The sequence below is a fragment of the Sulfuricella sp. genome, from assembly GCA_041651995.1.
GTDB lineage: Bacteria > Pseudomonadota > Gammaproteobacteria > Burkholderiales > Sulfuricellaceae > Sulfurimicrobium.
Map to the genome: position 1 here is coordinate 46,792 of JBAZID010000002.1, position 22,713 is coordinate 69,504.

At 60.1% G+C, this 22,713-nt stretch carries 22 protein-coding genes; 6 read left to right on the forward strand and 16 right to left on the reverse strand.

Going from position 1 to position 22,713, the window contains the following annotated elements; translation table 11 throughout:
• Positions 1-143 precede the first annotated feature (143 nt).
• From WC392_04905 to WC392_04920, 4 genes are all read left to right on the forward strand, one after another.
• Positions 144-896 (forward strand): TorF family putative porin, encoded by a 753-nt coding sequence (locus tag WC392_04905; protein MFA5241702.1) that lies wholly within the window; start codon positions 144-146, stop codon positions 894-896.
• Positions 897-923: 27 nt separating this feature from the next.
• Positions 924-1,262: a P-II family nitrogen regulator gene (glnK, locus tag WC392_04910; protein ID MFA5241703.1), complete on the forward strand. Its 339-nt coding sequence runs from the start codon at positions 924-926 to the stop codon at positions 1,260-1,262.
• Between the two features lie 12 nt (positions 1,263-1,274).
• Entirely contained in the window at positions 1,275-2,690 is a 1,416-nt protein-coding gene (locus WC392_04915; GenBank protein ID MFA5241704.1) for an ammonium transporter, read from the forward strand.
• A gap of 248 nt (positions 2,691-2,938) precedes the next feature.
• A complete protein-coding gene (locus WC392_04920; GenBank protein ID MFA5241705.1) occupies positions 2,939-5,008 on the forward strand; it encodes a DUF6600 domain-containing protein in 2,070 nt (689 codons plus the stop codon).
• Between the two features lie 97 nt (positions 5,009-5,105).
• Here the strand turns inward: WC392_04920 and ppk2 are convergent, their stop codons facing one another.
• Positions 5,106-6,131, reverse strand: coding sequence for a polyphosphate kinase 2 (gene ppk2 / locus WC392_04925; GenBank protein ID MFA5241706.1), 1,026 nt, complete (start codon positions 6,129-6,131; stop codon positions 5,106-5,108).
• Positions 6,132-6,287: 156 nt separating this feature from the next.
• Positions 6,288-7,457, reverse strand: a complete 1,170-nt coding sequence (locus WC392_04930; protein MFA5241707.1) for an SAM-dependent methyltransferase — start codon at positions 7,455-7,457, stop codon at positions 6,288-6,290.
• Positions 7,458-7,507: 50 nt separating this feature from the next.
• Between WC392_04930 and WC392_04935 the strand changes: the two genes are divergently transcribed.
• Complete coding sequence (locus tag WC392_04935) at positions 7,508-8,248, forward strand: pteridine reductase (GenBank protein MFA5241708.1); 741 nt, start codon at positions 7,508-7,510, stop codon at positions 8,246-8,248.
• 17 nt (positions 8,249-8,265) lie between these two features.
• Positions 8,266-9,036 (forward strand): ATP-binding protein, encoded by a 771-nt coding sequence (locus tag WC392_04940; protein ID MFA5241709.1) that lies wholly within the window; start codon positions 8,266-8,268, stop codon positions 9,034-9,036.
• A 114-nt stretch (positions 9,037-9,150) separates the two neighbouring features.
• Here the strand turns inward: WC392_04940 and WC392_04945 are convergent, their stop codons facing one another.
• The 14 genes from WC392_04945 to pap form a co-directional block, all read right to left on the reverse strand.
• Positions 9,151-9,942: an energy transducer TonB gene (locus WC392_04945; GenBank protein ID MFA5241710.1), complete on the reverse strand. Its 792-nt coding sequence runs from the start codon at positions 9,940-9,942 to the stop codon at positions 9,151-9,153.
• 161 nt (positions 9,943-10,103) lie between these two features.
• Positions 10,104-11,966, reverse strand: coding sequence for an RNB domain-containing ribonuclease (locus WC392_04950; GenBank protein MFA5241711.1), 1,863 nt, complete (start codon positions 11,964-11,966; stop codon positions 10,104-10,106).
• Positions 11,967-12,054: 88 nt separating this feature from the next.
• Positions 12,055-13,395 carry a UDP-N-acetylmuramate:L-alanyl-gamma-D-glutamyl-meso-diaminopimelate ligase gene (gene mpl, locus WC392_04955; protein ID MFA5241712.1) on the reverse strand — a complete coding sequence of 447 codons (1,341 nt, stop codon included), beginning with the start codon at positions 13,393-13,395 and terminating at the stop codon, positions 12,055-12,057.
• 68 nt (positions 13,396-13,463) lie between these two features.
• Positions 13,464-14,240 carry an exodeoxyribonuclease III gene (xth, locus tag WC392_04960; protein MFA5241713.1) on the reverse strand — a complete coding sequence of 259 codons (777 nt, stop codon included), beginning with the start codon at positions 14,238-14,240 and terminating at the stop codon, positions 13,464-13,466.
• 138 nt (positions 14,241-14,378) lie between these two features.
• On the reverse strand, positions 14,379-15,050 hold the full coding sequence (locus tag WC392_04965; GenBank protein ID MFA5241714.1) for a DUF4276 family protein: 672 nt from the start codon (positions 15,048-15,050) through the stop codon (positions 14,379-14,381).
• A complete protein-coding gene (locus WC392_04970; GenBank protein MFA5241715.1) occupies positions 15,047-16,117 on the reverse strand; it encodes an AAA family ATPase in 1,071 nt (356 codons plus the stop codon). Before WC392_04970 ends, WC392_04965 begins: the two co-directional genes overlap by 4 nt.
• A 9-nt stretch (positions 16,118-16,126) precedes the next feature.
• Positions 16,127-16,474: a hypothetical protein gene (locus tag WC392_04975; protein MFA5241716.1), complete on the reverse strand. Its 348-nt coding sequence runs from the start codon at positions 16,472-16,474 to the stop codon at positions 16,127-16,129.
• A gap of 3 nt (positions 16,475-16,477) precedes the next feature.
• Entirely contained in the window at positions 16,478-16,945 is a 468-nt protein-coding gene (locus tag WC392_04980) for a mobile mystery protein A (GenBank protein ID MFA5241717.1), read from the reverse strand.
• A gap of 175 nt (positions 16,946-17,120) precedes the next feature.
• Positions 17,121-17,861: a carbonic anhydrase family protein gene (locus WC392_04985; GenBank protein ID MFA5241718.1), complete on the reverse strand. Its 741-nt coding sequence runs from the start codon at positions 17,859-17,861 to the stop codon at positions 17,121-17,123.
• Between the two features lie 137 nt (positions 17,862-17,998).
• The gene (locus tag WC392_04990) at positions 17,999-18,202 is read right to left on the reverse strand and encodes a hypothetical protein (GenBank protein ID MFA5241719.1); all 204 of its coding nucleotides are present in this window, start codon (positions 18,200-18,202) and stop codon (positions 17,999-18,001) included.
• Between the two features lie 310 nt (positions 18,203-18,512).
• On the reverse strand, positions 18,513-20,060 hold the full coding sequence (locus WC392_04995) for a diguanylate cyclase (protein MFA5241720.1): 1,548 nt from the start codon (positions 20,058-20,060) through the stop codon (positions 18,513-18,515).
• Positions 20,061-20,241: 181 nt separating this feature from the next.
• Positions 20,242-20,796: a glutaredoxin family protein gene (locus tag WC392_05000; protein MFA5241721.1), complete on the reverse strand. Its 555-nt coding sequence runs from the start codon at positions 20,794-20,796 to the stop codon at positions 20,242-20,244.
• Between the two features lie 16 nt (positions 20,797-20,812).
• Positions 20,813-21,079, reverse strand: a complete 267-nt coding sequence (locus WC392_05005) for a hypothetical protein (protein ID MFA5241722.1) — start codon at positions 21,077-21,079, stop codon at positions 20,813-20,815.
• Between the two features lie 2 nt (positions 21,080-21,081).
• Entirely contained in the window at positions 21,082-22,587 is a 1,506-nt protein-coding gene (pap, locus tag WC392_05010; protein MFA5241723.1) for a polyphosphate:AMP phosphotransferase, read from the reverse strand.
• Between the last annotated feature and the right edge of the window lie 126 nt (positions 22,588-22,713).

The window sequence follows — 22,713 nt, forward strand, 5'->3', positions numbered from 1 at the left end:
CGTCGCGCTCACAGGCTTGCATGCCACTCGAGTATATTCCTAACCAATTGAATAATAAGTAAATATATTCTGGCATGGCTTATGCTTTAACCGGGGCGTAGTCACATTTAAAATCATTTATCCGCTAGTTCAAGGAGAAGAAAATGCGCAAATTAACTCAGGCCCTTCTGGTTGCCGGTATCGTCGGCGTTCCCTCTTTTGTGGTGGTCACACCCGCTTTTGCCGAGGAAGCTGCTGCTTCCCCCGTCAGCGCAAACGTGACCCTGGCATCGGAATATGTCTATCGCGGCATTTCGCAAACACGTGAAAAACTGGCGCTGCAAGGCGGCTTCGATTATGCCCACGCCAGTGGACTGTACGTCGGCGTATGGGGTTCCAATATCAACTGGCTGCAGGATGCGGGCCAAAGCAGCAGCCTGGAAATCGACATCTACGGTGGATACAAGGGCAAGATCAGCGACGATTTCAGCTATGACGTTGGTTACCTGCGCTATGAGTACCCGGGCAGCTACACCACCGGTTTCGTCAGCCCCAATACGGATGAGCTCTATGTGGCGGGAACTTACAAGATGTTCACCCTGAAATATTCCCACAGCATTTCCAATCTGTTTGGCTTCCCCGACAGCAAGAACTCCAGCTACATCGACGCCAGCGCGAATTTCGAACTGATGAGTGGCCTGACCCTTGGCGTTCATGCCGGTCACCAGAAGGTCACAAACAACGCTAACGCCAGCTACACCGACTACAAAATCGGCCTGACCAAGGACTTCGGCGGCGGCCTGAGTGTCACCGGCGCGTATATCGACACCAACGCAAAAGATGGTGCATACGTTTACCAGGGCAGCACGTCATTGTCTGATGGCCGCTTCGTCCTGTCCGTCACCAAAGCGTTCTAACGCGCATTCCAGAGATAGGAGCACAACATGAAACTAGTCACTGCAATCATCAAGCCGTTCAAGCTGGATGAGGTGCGGGAAGCGCTGTCCCAGGTTGGGGTACAGGGCATCACCGTCACCGAAGTCAAAGGCTTTGGACGCCAAAAAGGCCACACCGAACTGTATCGCGGTGCGGAATACGTGGTGGATTTTCTGCCCAAGGTCAAAGTGGAAGCCGCCATCAAGGCTGAACTCCTGGATCAGGTGATCGAGGCTATCGAGAAGTCGGCTTCAACCGGCAAGATCGGTGATGGCAAGATTTTCGTTTCCAGTCTGGAACAGGTGGTCCGTATCCGTACCGGCGAGACCGGTCCGGAAGCTTTGTAAAAGGAGCAAGTCATGAAAAAACTATTTAGCATGATCGCCCTGCTGGGCGTCCTTGGGCTGGGAGGCCCGGTGATGGCGGAAGATGCCGCACCGGCTGCCGATCAACCCGTAGCGGCCGCGCCGGCACCCGAAGCTGCTCCTGGCGCCGCGCCCGAAGCAGCCGCTCCGGCTGCGGCACCCGTGGCGGCACCCGCTCCCGAGCCGAAACTTGACTCCGGCAATACCGCCTGGATGCTGACTGCCACCGCTCTGGTGCTGTTCATGACCATTCCCGGTCTGGCGCTGTTCTACGGCGGCATGGTGCGCAAGAAAAACGTGCTGGCCATCATGATGCAAAGCTTTGCGATTGCAGCCCTGATGTCGGTTATCTGGATGGTGGCAGGTTACAGTCTGGCCTTCACCCCCGGCAGCGGCTTCATTGGCGGGCTGGACAAGATGTTCCTCAACGGCGTGAATCTCGATTCCCTGACCGGTGTGGCGGGCGCGAACATCCCTGAAACCGTGTTTGTGATCTTCCAGATGACGTTTGCCATCATCACCCCGGCCCTGATTACCGGCGCCTTTGCCGACCGCATGAAGTTCTCCGCCATGATGTGGTTCATGGGCATCTGGTCGCTGGTGGTGTACGCACCGGTTACCCACTGGGTATGGGAAGGCACGGGCTGGTTGTTCACCAAGGGCGTACTGGACTATGCCGGCGGCACCGTGGTGCACATCAACGCCGGTATCGCCGGCCTGGTCATCGCCATCATGCTGGGCAAGCGTATCGGCTACGGCAAGGAACCGATGGCGCCGCACAACCTGACGCTCACCCTGATTGGCGCAGCCATGTTGTGGGTAGGCTGGTTCGGCTTCAACGCCGGTTCCGCCCTGGCAGCGGACAGCCGTGCCGGCATGGCCATGGCCGTGACCCAGATCGCGGCAGCGGCGGCAGCGCTGGCCTGGATGTTTGCCGAGTGGCTGGGTAAGGGCAAGCCTTCCGTGCTGGGTATCGCATCCGGCGCCGTCGGCGGCCTGGTTGCAATCACCCCGGCGGCTGGTTTTGTCGCCCCCATGGGCGCGCTGATCATCGGCCTGATATCCGGCGTGGTGTGCTACTGGGGCGCCACCTCCCTCAAGCGCATGATGGGCTATGACGATTCGCTCGACGCCTTCGGCGTGCATGGCATCGGCGGTATCGTCGGCGCACTCCTCACCGGCGTGTTCGCGGTCAAGGCCATCGGCGGCGACGCGGCCTCCGGCCTGATCGAGGGCAATGGCGGCCAGGTCGTCACCCAGTTGATCGGCATAGGTGCCACCGTGGCCTATACCGCCGTCGCCTCTTACATCATCCTCAAGGTGATCGACATGGTGATCGGCCTGCGCGTCTCCGAAGAGGAAGAGCGTGAAGGTCTGGATGTCAGCCTGCACGGCGAGCGTGTGGACTGATGACCAACCTGCGGATGCCGGGTCCGGCATCCACAGGGCACGGTTTGTAAATTTCTCCATCACTCTCCCTCCAGAGTGAATTCGGGGCGGCGCAAGCCGCCCTTTTTTTGTCTGCGAATATCCAAATGGTTGAAACGCCTGGCTCGTTATCCTGTCGGATGGTCAACCCAAACAAAATCGCGGCGTTATTTGCAACGTATGCGAATAAAACCCCAGATCACTCGCGATCACCAAAACAGGCATCTATCATGCGTCAATTATTCAGAATAACCGCCAGTCTTTCCCTCTTGCTGCTCCTGTCCATGAGCAGCCTTGCCGCCATCGCGCAGGATGACGACCCCAGGGCTGCAGCCAACCCGCTGCGGCTGAGTTATGTCGAAGGCGATGTTTCTTTTTTCCGCGACGGCGCGGAAGACTGGGTGGAAGCGCGCCACAATACCCCGCTGGCCGCTGGTGATGCGCTCTATGTCGGCCAGGATGCCGGCCTTGAACTACAGATGGGCAGCCGCGCCTTTATCCGGGCCGATGACGATACGCAGCTCACCCTGGTCAACCATACGGCCGATTTCGCCCAGTTCAAGGTTACTTCCGGCCGTGTGTCCTTTGATCTGCGCACGCTGCCATCCGGCTACTCGGTGGAGGTGGACACTCCCAATGCGGTGTTCACCATTGATCGCAGCGGCTATTACCGGGTGGACGTGAACGGTGACGTACATTTCATCACCCGTCGCGGAGGCCGGGCCATGATGGTTCCGGCGGGCGGGCAGGCGATGAGCATTCAACCCTCCGAGGAAATCGTGGTGCGGAACGGCGCCGTGGCGCAGGCGGAAACCTACGTGGCGCCGGAGCTTGACCGCTGGGATCGCTGGAACTATGAGCGTACTGATGATCTGGTGGATGCGGTCAGTGAGCGCTACCTTCCCTCCGGCATCTCCGGGGCCAATGACCTGGACCACTATGGCAGCTGGCGCGTGGTGGGCGAATATGGCCAGGTGTGGGTGCCGGATGCCGTGCCCCCGGGCTGGGCGCCATACAGTACCGGGAGATGGGTATGGGACCCCTACTACCAGTGGACCTGGATTGACGATGCGCCGTGGGGGTGGGCTCCCTACCACTATGGGCGCTGGGTTTACCTGAGCAGTTACTGGGCATGGGCGCCGGGCCCGGCGGTCAGGGTTGCGGTCTACGCGCCTGCCCTGGTGGCCTTTTTCGGGGTCGGGTCCAATGCTTCTGTTGGTATCGGAATCGGCACTGCGGGGCTGGGCTGGGTGGCACTCAGTTGGGGTGAACCCCTGGTTCCGTGGTGGGGGCGGCCCGGTTTCGCCGGCAGGCCCTGGTGGGGCGGCTGGCATGGCCCGCGCGTGGTCAACAACGTGGCCATCAAGCCAGGGGTGGCCGTCAACGTGACCAACATCACCTATCACAATACCCGCGTGCACAATGCCGTTGTCGCCACGGCCAGCGAGCGCTTCGGCAGGGGGCAGGTGCACGATGCGCGGATGCGCGTGACGCAAACCCGGGAACTCAGGCATGTCCATGGCGCACTCCCGGTGAAGCCCGGGCCGGCAAGCGTGATGACGGGCGCACCCAGCCGCATTCGCCCGCCTGAATCCATTCTCGCGCGGCCGGTGGTCTCCACCCGGCCGGCCCGCGAATCCACGTTGCCCTGGCGCAACGAAGAGCGCCGGCGCCAGGGCGGTGTCACGCCCGAGCCGCGTTATGTTCCTGCCCCCGTCCGGCCGGGCAGCGAACTGTCGCGCCCGGCATTCGGCGCCCAGACCGGAGAGGAGCGCGCCCGTCCGCCTCTAGCGCCGCGTTTTGAGGAAAGGCGCGGCGAAGCAGACGCGCCAGGGAATAGGGCAAGGGAACGCACAGAGCGTGGCCAGGCCGATCAGATTGCTCCTCCTGTGGCGATTCCTGACCGCCGTGAAGCGGCGGCACCGCCACGCAGGCTTGAATCAGCGCCAGCCCAGCCGCGCATGGCTGCCGAACCAGCGCGGAGGCAGGAGCGGATTGAACGCGAGCGCGGCGAATCGCCTGGGCAAGCTGAAGCCTCAGCGCCACCACGCAGCATGCGTGAATCTGCCTCCGCGCGCCCGCTGCAGGAACGGGAAAGAGAACGGGAGCGCGTGGCGCCGGAGCCGCGCAGGTTTGAAGCCGCACCGGTCCAGCCGCGCGCAGTTCCCGAGCCGGCGCGGCGCCAGGAGCGGGTAGAACGCAGCGAGCGCGAACGCGCGGACTTGCCCGGCCAGCCCGCCAACCGCACGTACCGCGGCCAGGACCGGGGAGACGGCGAGCGGCGGCGTTCCCAGCAGTAACGCCGGCTTCCCGGCATTTTCGCATCGGGAAAGGCAAGATGCCGGGATGGGAGGAGGATGACCTCCTCACTCCGGCTGGGTCACCCCGGATGGCCTTCTAAAAATGGGTGACCGTGGTGTTTTCGTCGCGCGAGAGCACTTCGGCCGCCGAGCCCACCAGCAAGGGGTCGGGTGAGACCGCAACGTGCAAATCCTTGCCTGGGTAAGACAGGGAGTGCAGGAAGTGGCGCATGCAGTTGAGCCGCGCCCGTTTCTTGTCATCGGATTTGATCACCACCCAGGGGCAATCGGCGGTATCGGTATGGAAAAACATCAGGTTTTTGGCTTCGGTGTAATCGTCCCACATGTCCAGGGACTTGATGTCGATGGGCGAAAGTTTCCAGTGCTTGAGCGGATCGTCGCGCCGCGACACGAAGCGCCTTAATTGCTCTTCACGGCTGACCGAAAACCAGAATTTGAAGAGCCGGATGCCGCTGTTCACCAGCATGCGCTCGAATTCGGGTGTCTGGCGCATGAATTCGAGGTGTTCCTGAGGCGTGCAAAACCCCATCACGCGCTCGACCCCGGCCCGGTTGTACCAGGAACGGTCAAAGAAAACCATTTCACCTTTTGTCGGCAGATGCTGGATGTAGCGCTGGAAATACCACTGTCCCAGCTCTTGCTGGGTGGGCTTCTCCAGCGCGACCGTGCGTGCTGCGCGAGGGTTGAGGTGCTCCATGAAGCGCTTGATGGTGCCGCCTTTTCCGGCGGCATCGCGCCCCTCGAACAGCACCACGATTTTCTGGCCGCTGTCCCTTACCCAGTTCTGCACCTTCAGCAGCTCGATCTGGAGCTTGGCTTTTTGCGCCTCATAGTCATTGGTCCGGATACGGGTACGGTAGGGATAACTCGCGGGGAGCTTGGCATAATCGCTGTCTTCATCACTGCCGTGCGGGGCATGCGCCACTGTCAGAGCCGCGGGTCCATGGCTGACGGTCTCGATTTCTGCGCTAACGGCGGGATCAGGCTTGTGCGCCAGGCGGGGCTTGGCCCGGCTGGATCGAGGCTTGGCCGGGAGGTGGGGCGCGTTGGGCGCGGATGCCGGAATATTGCCTTTTTCCTGTGTTTTTGTTTTCTCTGCCATTTGGTACTCCTTTAAATGCGTGTCAACGACCCAGGCCAAGATCAAGAGACAAGTGACGCATCCGGCTCCAATCCCGGCGCAACGATGATGTTTTCCTGTCAGGAATTATATGCCACTCCAGGCAAAGCGGCGTCATCGTGTCACCCCTCATCCGGTTTACAAGACGTGGCTGCGGTCACCGCGCGTGAAACCGCGCAAGGGAGGTTCAAAGCCCTTGCCCAGGGCAATGGCCTTGAACAGCTCACCCATTTCCGCCGGGCTCATCAACTTCTGGGCCTGCGCCACAATGGGCAGATAAGCGGCAGGATCTTCCGGAGAAATCTGCCCCAGCAGATCGGTCAGTCCGCAATTGATGAGGAAGTTGGCCTGGCTGGCATAACCCAGCAGGTCCAGGCCCGCCTCGGTACCGGCACGGGCAATGGCGCTGAAATCCACATGGGCGGTGATGTCCTGCAGCCCCGGCAGGAAGAAGGGGTCGGCGTGGGCATGATGGCGGTAGTGGCACATCAGCGTTCCCTGGCTGCGTTGTGGATGGTAGTACTCACTTTGCCCGAAGCCATAGTCCAGCATGAGAATCACTCCCCGTTCCAGCATCTGGCCGAGGCTGCGCATGAAGCCCTGCGCGGCGAGGTTGATCTCGCTGGTATATGCCGTTTCGCCACTGACAAACTGAGCGGGAGGCAAGGCTCCAGCCTGTTCCCGCAAGCTTCCCCGCGTTAGCGCACGCTCAGCCCAAACCAGGCGCCCATCCCGCAGGGCGACGCCGCGCTCCGAGATGGCTCCGGGGCGCCAGGTGAGCAAATCCACCGGCATGGCATCCAGCACTTCGTTGCCCAGCACCAGGCCGGTGAATTTTTCCGGCAGCGCATCGAGCCACTCAAAACGGCCCAACAGGTGCGCGGCCTCGTGCCCGATGCGCTGCTGCTGGCGCTGGCGCAAGTCGGCGGAGAGTTCGAGGATGGAATAACGTTCCGGAAGTTGATCCAGGCGCTCCAGTTCCAGCATCAGGTCGAGCGCCAGCTTGCCCGAGCCGGCACCGGTTTCGAGGATGTTGCCGCCGCTTTGCCGCAGCACCTGCGCGGCCTGATGCGCAACTGCCCGGCCAAACAAGGAGGAAATTTCCGGCGCGGTCACGAAATCCCCGCCCGCGCCGAACTTGTCCAGCCCGGCGCTGTAATAGCCCAGGCCGGGCGCGTACAGCGCCAGCTCCATGAAACGGGCGAAGGAAATCCAGCCGCCAGCGGCGGAAATTTCCGCCGCGATGGCCGCGCCAACGGCGCTACTGTGTTCAAGGGCCGAGGAACTCGGTTCAGGTAGTGAAGGCATGGCAAGCTGTGTTAAATTCGACGGATTCTCAAGATTATCCGGATAAGCACATGGAAGGCAAAGTTATCTTGATCACCGGCGGGGCGGTGCGCGTCGGCGCAGCCACGGCCCGGCGCCTGCATGCGGGCGGGGCGCGCATCATGATTCATTACCGTTCTTCGGCGGATGCCGCGGAGCGGCTGCGCGACGAACTCAATAAGCTGCGTCCCGATTCCGCCGCCACAGTGCAGGGCGATCTGCTCGACCCCGCCTGTTATGCCCGCATGGTGGACGAAACCGTCGCCTGCTTCGGCCGTCTCGATGCACTGATCAACAACGCCTCCAGCTTCTACCCCACGGCAGTGGGTGAAATCACGGAAAAGGACTGGTTCGACCTGGTCGGCACCAACCTCAAGGCGCCGCTGTTTTTGTCCCAGGCCGCCGCCCATGCCCTGACCCACAGCCACGGCTGCATCGTCAACATCGCCGATATCCACGCCGAAAGGCCGATGAAAAGCTATGTGGTGTACAGCATCGCCAAGGCCGGACTGGTGGCGCTGACCAAATCGCTGGCGCATGAACTCGGGCCCAATGTACGCGTCAATGCCGTGGCGCCGGGACCCATCATGTGGCCGGAAGACGACCCCAGCTTCGATGAGCTGGAACGCCGCCGCATCATCGCCCACACCCTGTTGAAGCGCGAAGGCAGCCCGGACGACATCGCCAGGGCGGTGGCCTTCCTGGTCAACGATGCGCCCTATATCACCGGCGTGATCCTGCCGGTGGATGGCGGGCGGAGCGCAAGTTTATGAAACGTGAGGAGTTAGGAGTGCCCCCGGCCAAATCACCCGAGAATAAAAGGGGTGAGGAGCAGGCGGCAAAGCCGCCTAGAACGCTGCTTTCCGCCACTGGCCGCGCCATTGGCGATTTTTCCATGATTCGCGAGGGCGATCGGGTGCTGCTGGGGCTGTCCGGCGGCAAGGATTCGCTTTCGCTGCTGCAGGTGTTGCTGCATTTGCAGAAAAAAGCACCGGTCAAATTCGAGATCGCAGCCTGCACTGTTGACCCGCAGTCGCCGGATTTCGATCCCTCGCCCCTGAAAGCCTACCTGGCGGAACTGGGCGTGCCGTATTTCTATGAGAGCCAGCCCATCGTGGAACAGGCCAAGACTGCAATGCAGGGAGATTCCTTCTGCTCCTTCTGCTCGCGCATGCGGCGCGGCATTCTCTATCGCACGGCGCGCGAGAACGGCTACAACGTGCTGGCGCTGGCGCAGCATCTGGACGATGCAGCGGAAACCTTTCTCATGTCCACCTTCTTCGGCGGCAAGCTGCGCACCATGAAGGCGCACTACCTCAACGATGCGGGCGACATCCGCATCATCCGGCCTTTCATCTACCTGCGCGAACGCCAGACCGCAGCCTTCGCCAAAGCCGCCAAGCTGCCGGTGATCGCCGAAAATTGCCCATCCTGTTTCGCGGTACCCACGGAGCGCTGGCACATGAAACAACTGCTGGCGGAGCAGGAAAAGAAGCATTCAAAGATGTTCGCCAGCCTGCTGACCGCGCTGAAGCCCTTGCTCAGGGATGAGCGGGTATAAACCCGGCCAGCTGCCCATGGGCTGTCATTGCGAGCGCAGCGAAGCAATCCGTTTTTTGTAGTTGCATTCAACACAACAAGATTGCTTCGCTGCGCTCGCAATGACAGGCGAGTACTACTCGCTGGCGAGTTGGTCGGAGCTGGTGAAAATCCAGGTGCGGGTGATGCTGAGGATATCCGTATCCTTGCGGATGTTTTCCGGCAGGGGCGAGTACGGGCCGGCCAGTTCGACGATGCGCCGGGCCGCCGCATCCAGCACTTTCTGCCCGGAAGAGCGGTTGATTTCGATGCTCTCCACGCTGCCGTCCGCCTTGATCGACACGGTCAGCTGCAACTGGCCATAGAGCCTCTGCTGCTTGGCGGCCTCGGGGTAATTCAGGTTGCCCACCTTCTCGACCTTCATGCGCCAGTCTTCGACATAGCGTGCAAAACGGTATTCCTGGGTGCGCGCCCCGATGAATTTGCGGCGCGGCATTTTCTGGTAGTTATCCCAGTCGCGCGAAATTTGGGCTTCCAGCCGCGCGGCCTCAAGGCTGCGCTGCACCAGTTCGGTGGCGTCGGGTTTGACCGCGGCCTCGCTGGGTTGAGGCGACTCCGTGGTATTGGGGGATTGCGCCACGCTGTGTTTGGCCCTGGCCTGGGTCATCAGGCGGCGCGCCTGCTGTTCCAGCTCGACCACTTGCTGCTCGCGCTGTTGCAGGGCGGGATCGGGATGCGGCCGGTCGAGGTTGGGCAGGGGGCTCTTGGCGCGCCGCTCGGCCTCGGTGTTGCCTCCGCCGTCGAGATTGGCCTGGGCCAGCGCATCGGCCTTGACGGGCTTGCTGGCGGACTTGCTGTTGACCAGCACCACTTCGAGATAGGTGGCCGGGTTGGGCAGAGGTTTTGAGGAGGGATCTACGAAACCCATGCCAAGCGGTATTGCGTGCAAAACTACTGAGACCGCCAGCATCACCCCAATGCGCGAGGGTGTGCCAACTATCGCAAGAAGGGTGGCCCAGCCAGGGATAGAAAATTTATCCAATGAAATTGTCATTTAGAGACAAAAGTCTAAGTACTTGAGGCGGAGTGTCAAGCCGCCAGTTCCAGCGGCTTTTCGGCATGGAACTTGCAGCGCACTTCCAGTTCCAGCAAATCGACCGCGCTGAGCTCAAGCTCGACCCGCGTGCCCGGCGGCAGTTCAGGCATGCCGAAGGCGCGCGTCACCAGCGGCAGATTCTCGAAACGCACCAGGTTTTCCTTGATCAGGGTGGCGTACGCCGTGTTCATGCCCTCCTGTTGCAGGTAGCGCAGGCACCAGTAGCGTTCCATGCTGCGCTGCACGTTGTTGTAGGCGTCATAAGCCAGCTCGAAGTCGCGGATGGCGGAGAACAGATCCTCGCTGTTTGGCGAATAGGGTGGTTCCTGACCATTGATCAGGGCAATCAGCTGGCGCTGGTTGAGCAGGTCGACATAGCGCCGCAGCGGGGAACTGGACCAGGCGTATTGCGACACGCCCAGGCCCTGGTGCGGCGCAGCGCTGGTGCTCATGCGCACCTTGCCGCCACCCTGGCTGCGGTAGATCGCCGCCACCCCTGCATCGCTGAGTTGTTTGGCCCAGTGCGAATTGACCTGGATCATCAGCTCGGAAACCACCTTGTCGATCGGCGAGCCGCGCGGGCGTTCGATTATGGCCACGCGCTCGTTTTCGATGATGAAGTTGTAATCCCTGTACTGGTTCTGGCTATCCGCCTTGCCGCGCGCCAGTTCCAGCTTGCTGGCGAATTGCCACAGCATTTCCAGTTCTGCCTTGAAAGCGAAATCTGGCGTATTGCCGTGAGCCAGTGTTTCCGTGTTGAACACCGGCTCCAGCGTGTCGTGGCGCAGGTTGGTGGCAATATGCACGCGCTCCACCCGGCTTTCGATGCGCTCGATGGCGTATTCGTCCGGCGTGACTTCGAGATACATGGAAAGCGCCGGGTTGGCCGTGCCTTCGTTGAGGGTGAAGCAGTTCACCACCTCGTCCGGCAGCATGGTGATCTTGCGCCCCGGCATGTAGATGGTGGAAAGACGCCGCAGCGCGATATTGTCGAGATCCGAGCCCGGCCCGAAGCCCAGCGCCGGAGCGGCGATATGAATCCCGATATGCCAGTTTCCGTTGGGCAGGCGCTCCACCGAGAAAGCATCGTCGATTTCCGTGGTGGTGGCATCGTCGATGCTGAATGCCTGAACCCGGGCCAGGGGCAGGTCGTGGTCGCGCGCAAATTCGCCGAAATTTTCAAAATCCGTGCCGCGCGGGAAATGCTCCAGAATGAAACGCTTGTAGTGGAAATCATGGCTGCTGGGGATCGCCCCGCATTGCTCAAGCAGTTTGACCGGCAGCAAGCCCATCTCGGCGCAGGCTTTTTCCAGCGCCTTGTATTCCAGGCAGTTCTTGTCTTCGCGGTAAAGCAGCATTTCCACCACTTGCGGGGTGAAAGCATCGGGCAGGGTGGAGGCGCACAACTGCTCGACATAGGACGCCACGGTGGCGGCCTGCTGGCGCTTCTTCTCCTCGGAAGCCAGCGCGGCCTTGAGGTTCTCCTCCGGCGCGGCCTTGTAGCGCCCCTTGCCTTTCTTGTAGAAATACATCGGTGCAGAATGCAGCCGCAGCGCCACGGCTGCGGCTTCGACCGGATTCGGCGCATGGCCGTAGTATTCCTGCGCCAGCTCGCTGAACATGAATTCGTCGGCACCGCAGCACTGCCACAGGAAATCGGTGTCCAGTTCGCCCGCTGCCGCATCGGCGGCATCCATGAAGCCGCTCATGGGCGGATTTTCAAAACGCAGCAGCACATTGCCGGCCTTGATCTTGGAGCGCTTGCCGTGCGGCGTTTCCACCTGCAGCGAGGAGGTGTTGTCGGCCATGACGTTCGCCACCTTGATGGCGCCGTCTTCTTCGTACAGTACGTTCATTCAGAAAATCCGTGAGGGGTTAGGGGTTAGGGGTGAGGAGTGGACCGGGGAGAGTGCATTTTACGCCTCACCCCTCACCCCTCACGCCTCACCTATTTCCGGCCAGCAGCGCCGCCAGCAGCTTGCCGTGCACGCCGCCGAAGCCGCCGTTGCTCATCACCAGCACATGGTCGCCGGGACGGGCGGCACTTGCGATAGCGGTCACCAGCGCACCCAGGTCGTCGAAGGTGGCTGCCTTGTCGTGCAGCGGGGCCAGGGCGGTCGCTGCATCCCAGCCCAGGTTGGCGCCGTAGCAGAACACCTGGTCGGCATCCCTGAGGCTGGCGGGCAGGGCGTCCTTCATCACCCCCAGCTTCATGGTGTTGGAGCGCGGCTCGAGTACCGCCAGAATGCGTGCGCTACCCACTTTCTGGCGCAGGCCGGCCAGCGTGGTTTCAATCGCGGTCGGGTGGTGGGCGAAATCGTCATACACCGTGATGCGATTCACCACGCCGCGTACTTCCATGCGCCGCTTCACGTTGCGGAAAGCGGCCAGCGCCTCGATGGACACTTCGGAGGGAACCCCGGCATGGCGCGCCGCGGCAATCGCCGCGAGGGCGTTCATGCGGTTGTGCTCGCCCAAGAGGTCCCATTGCAGCCGGCCTTGAAACGCCTCCTTGAAGGCGATGGTGTCGGCGCCGCCGATGATCCAGCCGTCTGCCACGCCGAATTTTTCCACCGGCGTCCAGCAGCCGCGCGCCAGCACCCGCTCCAGGCTGGCCTCGCGGCCATTGGCCACGATCAGGCCGTTGCCCGGCACGGTGCGTAGCAGGTGGTGGAACTGGGTTTCGATCGCCGCCAGGTCGGGGAAAATGTCGGCATGATCGAATTCCAGGTTGTTCAGGATCGCGGTGCGCGGGCGGTAGTGCACGAACTTGGAGCGCTTGTCGAAAAATGCCGTGTCGTACTCGTCCGCCTCGATGACGAAGAACGGCATCTCGGTCAGGCGCGCCGAGATACCGAAATTCTGCGGTACGCCACCGATCAGGAAGCCCGGATTGAGGTTGCCGTATTCGAGTATCCACGCCAGCATCGAGGACGTGGTGGTCTTGCCGTGGGTGCCCGCCACGGCCAGCACCCACTTGTCGCGCAGCACGTTCTCCGCCAGCCATTGCGGGCCGGAAATGTAGGGCAGGCCGCGATTGAGGATTTCTTCCATGAGCGGATTGCCGCGGCTCACCACATTGCCGATCACGAAGACGTCCGGTTCCAGCTTGATCTGTTCGGCGCCAAAGCCCTCGATCAGCCGGATGCCCATGGCTTCGAGCTGGGTGCTCATGGGGGGGTAGACATTGGCGTCGCAGCCGGTGACCTGGTGGCCCGCCTGCTTGGCAATCGCCGCGATACCGCCCATGAAGGTGCCGCAGATGCCGAGAATATGGATTTTCATAAGGGCCGAATTATAGCCTGAACAAGGGCTTACCGGCCATAACGGCGTAAGCGGGTGGCGACGGCGCCTTACGGCTTATGGGGAGCGATCTCCGCGATCACCGGCGCATGATCGGAAGGGCGCTCCAGTTTGCGCGGCTCGATATCCACGGTACATGAAGCGCAGTCCGCGGCGAGCGCATCGCTCAACAGGATGTGATCGATACGCAAACCCAGTTTGCGCCGGAAAGCATGCATCCGGTAGTCCCACCAGGTGAAGGCGCCATCGGCCTGGGGGAACAGGCGGAAACTGTCCTGCAGCCCGATCTGTTGCAGCTTCCGGAAGGCTTCGCGCTCTGGTGCGCTGCACAATACGGACCCTTCCCATGCCTTGGGGTCGTGCACGTCGCGGTCTTCCGGCGCGATGTTGTAATCTCCCAGCAAGGCCAGCTTCGGGTGTCGCGTCAATTCGTCCTTGAGCCAGGTGGTCAGCGCCTCCAGCCATTGCAGCTTGTACTGGTACTTGGCGGAATCAACGCTCTGGCCATTGGGCACATACACGCATACCAGGCGCACGCCATCGAGGACCGCCGCCAGCACCCGTTTCTGTTCATCCTCGTAGCCCGGGATACCGGCGCACACGTCCAGCAGCGGCCGCTTGCTCAGGATGGCCACGCCGTTATAGGTTTTCTGGCCGGAGAAAGCGGCGTGATAGCCTGCCGCCTCAATTTCGGCCAGGGGAAAATTCCGGTCTTCCAGCTTCAGTTCCTGCAGGCACAAGGCATCCGGCTGATGCAGGTTCAGCCAGTCCAGCACATGCGGCAGGCGGACCTTGAGTGAATTGACGTTCCAGGTAACAAGTTTCATGCAGACATTAAACTCAGTAATAGCGCGACATTAAACATATGTAACCCTCATGGGCACCGTCGAGAACAACGCCCTGACCGAATTCGGCGTGAGTGATCCGCTCGCCGGGGGCGAAGCCTGTCGCAGAGGTATCGAGCATTACGCAGTTTGTCCCAATGCTTCCAGACGATCCAGCCAGCCAGCGAAATGGGAGCAGGCACCACGAATAGCGGGGATGCCGATCTTCTCGATCAGGGTTGGGCCATCCGAAGTTTCCTTATAGCTCGTTTTCATGTTGAGTAAACGCGCCTTCGGATGCGTATTCTCACCGTGGTTGATTAGTTCGGGGTCGCCTGCATGCTCTACGGCGCTGCGCACCTTGGCCGCCAGTGCGGCATTGCCGAAGTGCTCGGCTACTACATCAGGCGCGGTGAACAGCCACGCCTCGAACTCGTGCAATGCAAAGAACGGGATCAAACGGGGATGGCCGATTTCCGCAGCGAATCGCTCTTGAAGGGCAAGCACCTGCTGACGGCGGTCGCCCGGCGCCAACGCCTCTTGGTATCCCGGAAAGTCGTCGGGCAAGCCATAGAAATCGAGTAAGGTCGTTACCCACGCGTCCGTATCGTAGGTCAAGGGCAGCAAGCTTCTGCGAATCTGATTCCAGTTCGACACGCCGCCACGAAAGCCGCCACCGCTCGGAATCCGCTTGGTCCAAAGCACGATGGGCGGCAACACATGCACCCCGCGCTCAGCCAGAAAAGGCGTGAGCGTTTGCTTGACAAAAATTTCCTCGGATTGCCCCTCTACCAACATCAACAGCCGAATCATGGACGACCTCCGAGAACATTTTTTTCCCAAAGCTCGCCGATGCTGAACTCGTCCAGCCAATGCTTGAGCTTCTCTTCGTCCAGCCGCTGGAAGGTGGTTTTCAGACCGTCGTTCTCGGCGATGATCACGTCCTGCGGGGCAAAATTGTTGAGCAGCGTCACCGACTGTGTTGCCAGCACCACCTGCACGCGCTTCGATGCCGACTCCAGCATCTCGGCCAGAATGCGAATCGCGAACGGGTGCAGGCCAAGCTCCGGCTCGTCTAGCAGAATCAGCGCCGGAGGCGAAGGCTGAAGCAACAAGGTCGCTAGGCAGATAAATCGAAGGGTACCGTCCGACAACGAGTAGGCATCGAAATAGGCATCAGACCCCTTCTGCCGCCATTCCAGCTTGATTTTTTTCTCGTTGAGGTTTGAAGGTGCCAGGACAAAGCTATCGAAGAAGGGCGCCACCAGCCTGATATGTTCCTCGATATGCCGAAATTGCACCGGATGCTTCTGCTGGAGCAGATACAAATAGGCGGGCAAGTTCGCCGCATCGGAACGGAACGCGCGGTTGTCCTCAACGTCGCAAGTCTGCTTGGCTGGCGAGGAATCCGACGTGTCGTGGAAATGATAGACAACGAGCTTCCGCACCTTGGGAAACACGTACTTCGGAATCTTGTTGTGATACGACTCGGCGGCCTCTTCCAGCTTGCTTTCTTTGTGGCCCACCGCGATGGGTTCGCCATAGCTCCAATAGCCGCTGTACTGCACCCGCTCGCTCTCGAAAATCAGGGTGTCCTGCGTGGCCTTGAGGGTGAAGCCATACGAGTTCTGGTCAAAGGCAAAATCGAGCGACAAAGCAGGCGTAGCTTTCCTGCCGTGATGCAGAAAACGATCCGGCTCGCTGGCAACATAAAGCTGAAGGTTCTTGGAAAGAACGCGTTCCAGCAGGCGGAAAGCCCCGATCAGGTTTGACTTGCCCGAGCCGTTCGACCCGATGACGACGTTCAAATCGTTCAGGTCGATTTCTGCTTTGGCGATTGATTTGAAGCCTTCAATCTTGACCCTACGTAAAGTTCGCATAGGTCTCTCCTACGTAATCCGCAGATGGAACAGCCCTGCGGGCTTGGCGCCATCATGCAGCAATATTTCCTGGGGATACTCGTGCGCCTCGCCCCAGAGCAATCGACCAAAATCGAGTTGCTGACCGGAATGCGGTGCGGCACAGCGCCAGCCTACGGCGTCTGTGGCCGAGTTGACCGTAAAGCGCCCAACACCGCTCGGTAGCCAAAAGATTAGGGATGCTTCGCCTTGCAGGATGTTGAGTTGTTCCCACTCGTTCAGCTCGCCCTGCGTGGTGATGTGGCCAGGAATCAGGCTGGCGAGTTCGTCTGCATCGAGCGGCGTAGCGCCGGGTGGATAGTCGAGATTCATGGTCATGCGTTATTTATCTCGCCACAGGACGCGGCGCGAGCCTTTGAGCAGGTTCTCGGCTAGTTCGCGGGTCTGTGCCTCGACGGTTTCCCGTGAGGTTGCTTGCGCTTCCAGCGCCATGGTGTGGCTGATGGCGGCCATGCGGCTTCGGGCTATTTCGGTTGCGCGTGATTCCAGCGTGCCTGCCAGCGATTGCCTGGGCACCAGGGCATATTGCAGTTCGCAGCCCAGTGCTTCGGCAGCACGGCGCAGGGTGGACAGGCGGACGGTGTCGTCGGCTTCCGAGGTTTCCAGCCGGGTGACCGTGGAGAGGGTGACGTCCAGCCGCTCTGCAAGCTGCGTCGCCGTCATGCCGAGCGCTTCGCGAATCGCCTTGAGCCAGCCCGAGGCGGGGCGCGGTGGCAAATCGGCGCTACGCCAGCGGTTCAATGCAGCGTCGAGTTGGCGGAGTTTGAGTCCGGAGAAGCCAGATTCCATAATATTGCGTCTCAATGCAAGATAATGAACCAATATATTGCATTAAAGTGCGATTTTAGTAAATAATTTATTGCATTATAGCGCAATATCTAAAGCTGGGTCTGGCCATCCGGGAGATTCGGTAGCACGGCTTTGCGCACTTCGGCCAGCCGTGCTGCCGCCATGCCATCAGGTATTACTGCAATACCGGGCGGGCGTTGACGGGTTGTACCGGGCGGTTGTTAGGGTGGTGCATGACGTGGCTGAATTGCTCGATCTGCGCCCTGGAGGCGGTCACCGGGTCTTTCATCACCAGCCAGCGCACCCCTTCGCTGCAAGGCGGGGTCGTCAGGGAGCCATTGAAGCGGTAATAGTCACGCCTGGCCGGGAGCAGGTCCTTGCCTTTGACCTTGGCGGCCAGCGCTACCGGGCTGCCGGCTTCCGCTGGCATCTGCTTCCACAGCGCGGCGAGACCCGCATTGGCCTTGCCTGTGTCGTACATGACGGCGACCACGGCGAGATGGCCGTCCTTGTTGGCGTGAACCAGGTGGCCTTCCAGCGGGTAGGATTTCCCGTTGATCAGGTTCTCGCTCGGGGCGTGGAAATGGACCTGTTTCAGCTCGAAAGCCATGCCGTCCACCTTGATCGTGCTGCCCGGCGCAAAATTGGCCTGAATGGTGTGGCCATTGTTTAGGATTTCGCTGGCCTGGCTTGCATAATCGAACTTGATCGGGGGCAGGTCCGCCTCGATGGCTCCCTTGAGGTCGATCGGCGACTGGTTCACACCCTTGGCGCACGCAGCGAATTCCGGCGCCAGTTCGCCCCAGTGCTCGGGGCCTTCGTGACCGCTGTATTTCCATTGTGCCGTGCCGGAAGCAAAAGCAGCGGGGCTGGCCAGCAAAGTGGCCGCAATAATCAGGGCAATGCGTTGGTTCATGGTCTCTCCTTGTGTTTTTATTGGAAAAATTGCCCGCCTGCATGGCGCAAATCCGCATGCCATGAAATTTGGCACTGCGATTTAAATTGGGATTGTTTGCCAGCCGGAACGGGCCTGAGCGTGCTGAAAAAGGGAATTTACTGCTTTGCTGAAAGCGCCGGGTCCGGTCTTAATGCCGACCAGTAATGGCGAATATCTTCCAGATGGGATGCGGCCCACTCCAGGTCGCGCCCGATCAGCTCCGGCTCGCATGGTGCAGCATCTGCCAGGCGCTCACGAATTCGCGTCAGGCCGGCTAGTGCCGAGTCTATTTGTGCCTGCATGATTTCTTGTGCTTGCATTCGGTATGTCCATTCCTTTTCTTGCTGCTCAGGGGACGGCATTGTAAGGGAAAAGTATGTCATTCACATGACAATATTGTCACCCGGACGGTTTGCACGACTAGGAGTCTGTCGGACTTGAAGAATCGAAGCGCATTGGGTTTAGCAGGCAAGCCGCGCAGCGGCTGCTCGCAAAATTCGGCTGGGTGAGGACAGAGTTTGCCGGTTTTGCAGGTCAATAGTCGTTCTATTGACCAAAAAAGCGGCGAAATATGGACCGCCAAGGCGGATTTGCAGCCGGATTCCTTTAAGTCCGACAGGCTCCTAGCGTTCAGACCAAGTGCAGTTTTGCCGTGCGGGCCTGTTTGCCGGCATACATTCTTGTGTCCGCCTGTTTGATCAGTTCTTCCGGCCTGTCGCCATCTTCGGGGAAAATGGCGATCCCGATGCTGGCCCGCACACGGACCAGCTGGCTTGCTATCAGAAACCCCTCGGACAGTTTTTGCTGGATTTTCCTGCTCACGGCTTGCGGCACCGTCCGGTCTTCCACGCCTTCAATCAGGACAATGAATTCATCGCCGCACATCCTTGCGACCGTATCGCCCTCCCGGACCGCGGCGCAGAGGCGCTCTGCAACGAGCTTGAGCAATTGATCGCCAGTTTCGTGCCCGTAAGTGTCGTTGACCTGCTTGAACTCATCAAGATCCAGAAACAGGACAGCCATGTGTTTTCCCTGACGGCGCATCCTTGCCAGCTGTTGTTCCAGCCGGTCCAGCAGCAGCATGCGGTTGGGAATCCCGGTCAATGAATCATGGTTGGCAAGTTGCCACAGCCTGTTCTGGTTCTCGATCTGCAGAATCCTCCCCTGTTGATGCTCACGCAGATACCGTATCAGCATCATGGAAGACAAGATTGTTAACAGGGCGATCAGCACCAGCAGCCCCAGGCTTAAATCAGACCAGCCGAGCTGGCGCTTCACCACAAGGGAAAAGGACTCTCCCGATGTTGCCAGCGTTTTCTTGTAAACATGGGAGGGGAAAATGGCGGTCTCGATGAGGCCGCGGGTTGGTCCTGAAGTCGTCAGCAGCTGGCCCCGTGGATCTTCCGGGTTGAAATCCTGGTGATGAACCAGCACCACGCCCCCGTCAAAAATCGGAAACTGGACGGGCTCTGCCAGCTTGGCCGCGTCAATGACCATGTCGACCACAAATTCCGTATTGGCGGAAGGTGCCAGGGTTGAGCCATCACGCAGGAAGGTTTGCTGGGCCGGGAAGAAAACAACATAGGCCAGATTGCCCTGCACCAGCCTGAACGGATGGCTGGCGACAGGTGCGCGGCGCCGCAGTGATTCGCTCATGGCCCGTTGCAGGAACGGTACGCTTTCCATGTCCAGCCCAAGGATATCAGCGGAACCCGCCGGCATCGGCTCCATGAATATGATGGGGTAGTAGAAGGGTTTTTCTTTCGGTGCCTGCCACTTCCGGCCGGAGTCGTAGGTGAACGATTTGACGGCGAACTCCGGGATGCCATCACGTCTTTTCTGGGCAATGAATTCCGCAAGCTGGTTTTTTGCCACTGCCTGCACGATTTCAAGCGCAAAGATATGGGGGTTTGCCTCGATGACCTGCCTGACGTAGCGCGAGGCCTGGGCCTGATCAATGTTGCCAACGGCGCCAAACAGGGCCGAAAAGCCTTTCAGGATGGTTTCGCTGCTGAGCAACTCCTTGTCGAGGTGATCCGAATAGGCATCCCCGTATTGCATCAGATCTTTTTCCGCATCGCGGAAGTTCAGCACGATCACGATGACCGCCACGCCCAGGCACAGGGAAAGCCATAGCGCAAGGCTGATGACGTATGTCCAGATTGAAAGCGGTTTCATCGATGGCGGACCTTGAACCAGCCCCAATGCGGATCGTGCCACGAGAAGCGCAATGAGATATGTTGAATTAAGGTCGCACCTTAACCCAGCAAAGCATCATCAGACCATCGGGGTTTCCCTTATATTTGCCCGGCAATGGCCTGATGGGGATTCATGCCGGGCCGCAGGGGCCGGGCCGGGGTTAGCGGCCTCCGGTCCAGGGGTGCGGGGCCGCGGATTTTTCTGGCGCAGGCTTGGCCTTTTCCGCGCCGTCCTTTGCCGGCGCTTTCCCCGGCAGCGCGCTTTTGGGATAGCCCGCCGTATCCAGTGCGGCATCCCAGGCTTCTTTTTCGTAGCCCTTGCTGACTGCGCTGCCCACCACCAGCACCGGAACATACGCCGCCCCTACCAGCTTTGTGAGGGCCTCGGCATCGGCCGGGGTGGTTTGCGGATTTTTGCTGCTAAACGGAATGCCGCGCTGAACAAGATGATTGCGTGCCTGCGTGCAGGGCTCGCCACAATCGTTGGCATACAGGGTGACCGGCGATTTCCTGAGTGCCTGTTGGGTTGCGTAGGGCAATTGCGAGGTATCGATGGTGCTGCCGGTCAGCTTTTTCTCCTCCACCTTCTTTGCGCTCGCTGGCGGCGGCTGATCGGTGTAATGCACCTTGCCGTCGGCATCTACCCAGCGGAACAATTCCCCCGCCTGTGCCAGGCCGGCCAGGGTGCAGCACAGTAAAACCAGGATGAATTTCATTTTCTTGCTCCTCAAATCAAGCTTCGGTATTGGTTTCGTTTTCGATCCAGTCCACCAGGTAATACAGCCGGACGCCTTCCGACGATCGCGAAGGGCCCACCACCCGCCCTGCGTAGAGATGCTTCGGCGTATTTGCGGCGGCCAGGGCCTCGGATGCAGATGCGACTATCCGGACGCAGTTTTCCGGGAAGCGGGAGCGCTTGCGTAGCGGTGCATAAATGACCGCAAAATGCTGCGCTACCAGCTTCGACTCTTCGTCGTTGAAGATGTTCTGGAGCGGCATATTCAAAATGTTTTGTTTTTCGGTAAATTTTTCAGCTTGGCTTCGATCTGGTCACACAAGGTTTTCAGCACCTTGATCCGGGCAAAATTCTTGTCGTTGGCCTCGATCAGCGTCCAGGGCGCATTCTCGGTGCTGGTGCGGTCCACCATGTCGCAGATCGCCTGCTCGTAGGCATCCCATTTCTCCCGGTTGCGCCAGTCCTCGTCGGTGATTTTGTAGCGCTTGAAGCCGGTTTTCTCGCGCTCCTTGAAGCGGCTGAGCTGCTCTTCCTTGCTGATGGTCAGCCAGAATTTGCTCACCACCATATTGTGGCGCGCCAGTTGCGCCTCGAAATCGTTGATCTCGCTGTAGGCGCGCATCCAGTCTGCTTCCGAGCAGAAGCCCTCGACCCGCTCCACCAGCACGCGGCCATACCAGGAGCGATCGAATATCGTCACCCGCCCCCGGCGCGGCACATGGCGCCAGAAACGCCACTGGTAGGGCTGAGCGCGCTCTTCCTCGGTCGGCGCGGCAATCGGCACGACCTGGTAAATCCGTGCATCCAGCGCGCTGGTGATGCGCCGGATGCTGCCCCCCTTGCCTGCCGCATCGTTGCCCTCGAATACCGCGATCACGGTGATTTCCCTGAAACGGGGGTCGCGCGTCAGCAAGGCCAGCTTGCCCTGATATTTTTCCAGCTCTTCCTCGTATTTTTTCTTGTCGAGTTTCTGCGTGAGATCGAGGGTCTTGAGAATATGCAGCTGGTCAATCGAGGGCAGCAGGGGTGGTGCGTTGATTCCAGCGGGTTTCCCGTTGCTGGCATCCAGCCGCTTGCGGATCGCCTCGTGAATCATTTTTCCGATGGTCAGGCCACGGTAGCGCGGGTCTTCCCCCTCGACAATGAACCACGGCGCCTCGGCAGTGCTGGTATGGCGGATCACGCTTTCGTGCACGGTGCGGAATTTGTCGTAGAGCTTGAAATGTTTCCAGTCACGTTCTGTCACGCGCCAGCGCGTCTTGGGGTCTTTTTCCAGCGCCTTGAGGCGTTTTTCCTGTTTGTCCCTGGACAAATGCAGCCAGAACTTGATGATCAACGCGCCTTCATCCGTCAGCATTTTCTCAAGGCGCTTGGCGCGTTCCAGGCTTTGGTCAAGATCGGCTGTCTTGGTCACGCCGGTCACGCGATTCAGGATCGGCCAGGTGTACCAGGAGCCGAGAAAAACGCCGACTTTCCCCTTGGGCGGCAGAGCGCGCCAGAAACGCCACATCATGGGCCGGTCGAGTTCCTCGTCGGACGGCTCGCCCATGCCGTGCGACTGGACGTGACGCGGGTCCATCCATTCATTCAGCAGGTTGACGGTTTCGCCGCGCCCCGCGCCATCCACGCCGCCGAGGAGGACGATGACAGGAAACTTGCCGCTTTGCGCCAGATCGAGTTGCGCCTCCAGGAGTGCTTCGCGTAGCAGAGGGACTTCCTTGTCGTAGGTTGCCTTGTCGATCTTGTGGCCCAGCTCTGCTGATTCGAACATGTCGTTATTCCCAGGATAAGTCGCGCAAAGCGCTATCTCACTCCCCTTTGCGGCAAATTTCAATAGATTTTGCTGTTTCCCCTGTCATGTTTCTGTCACGCGGGCGCGTTAGCATCCAAGTCCCCG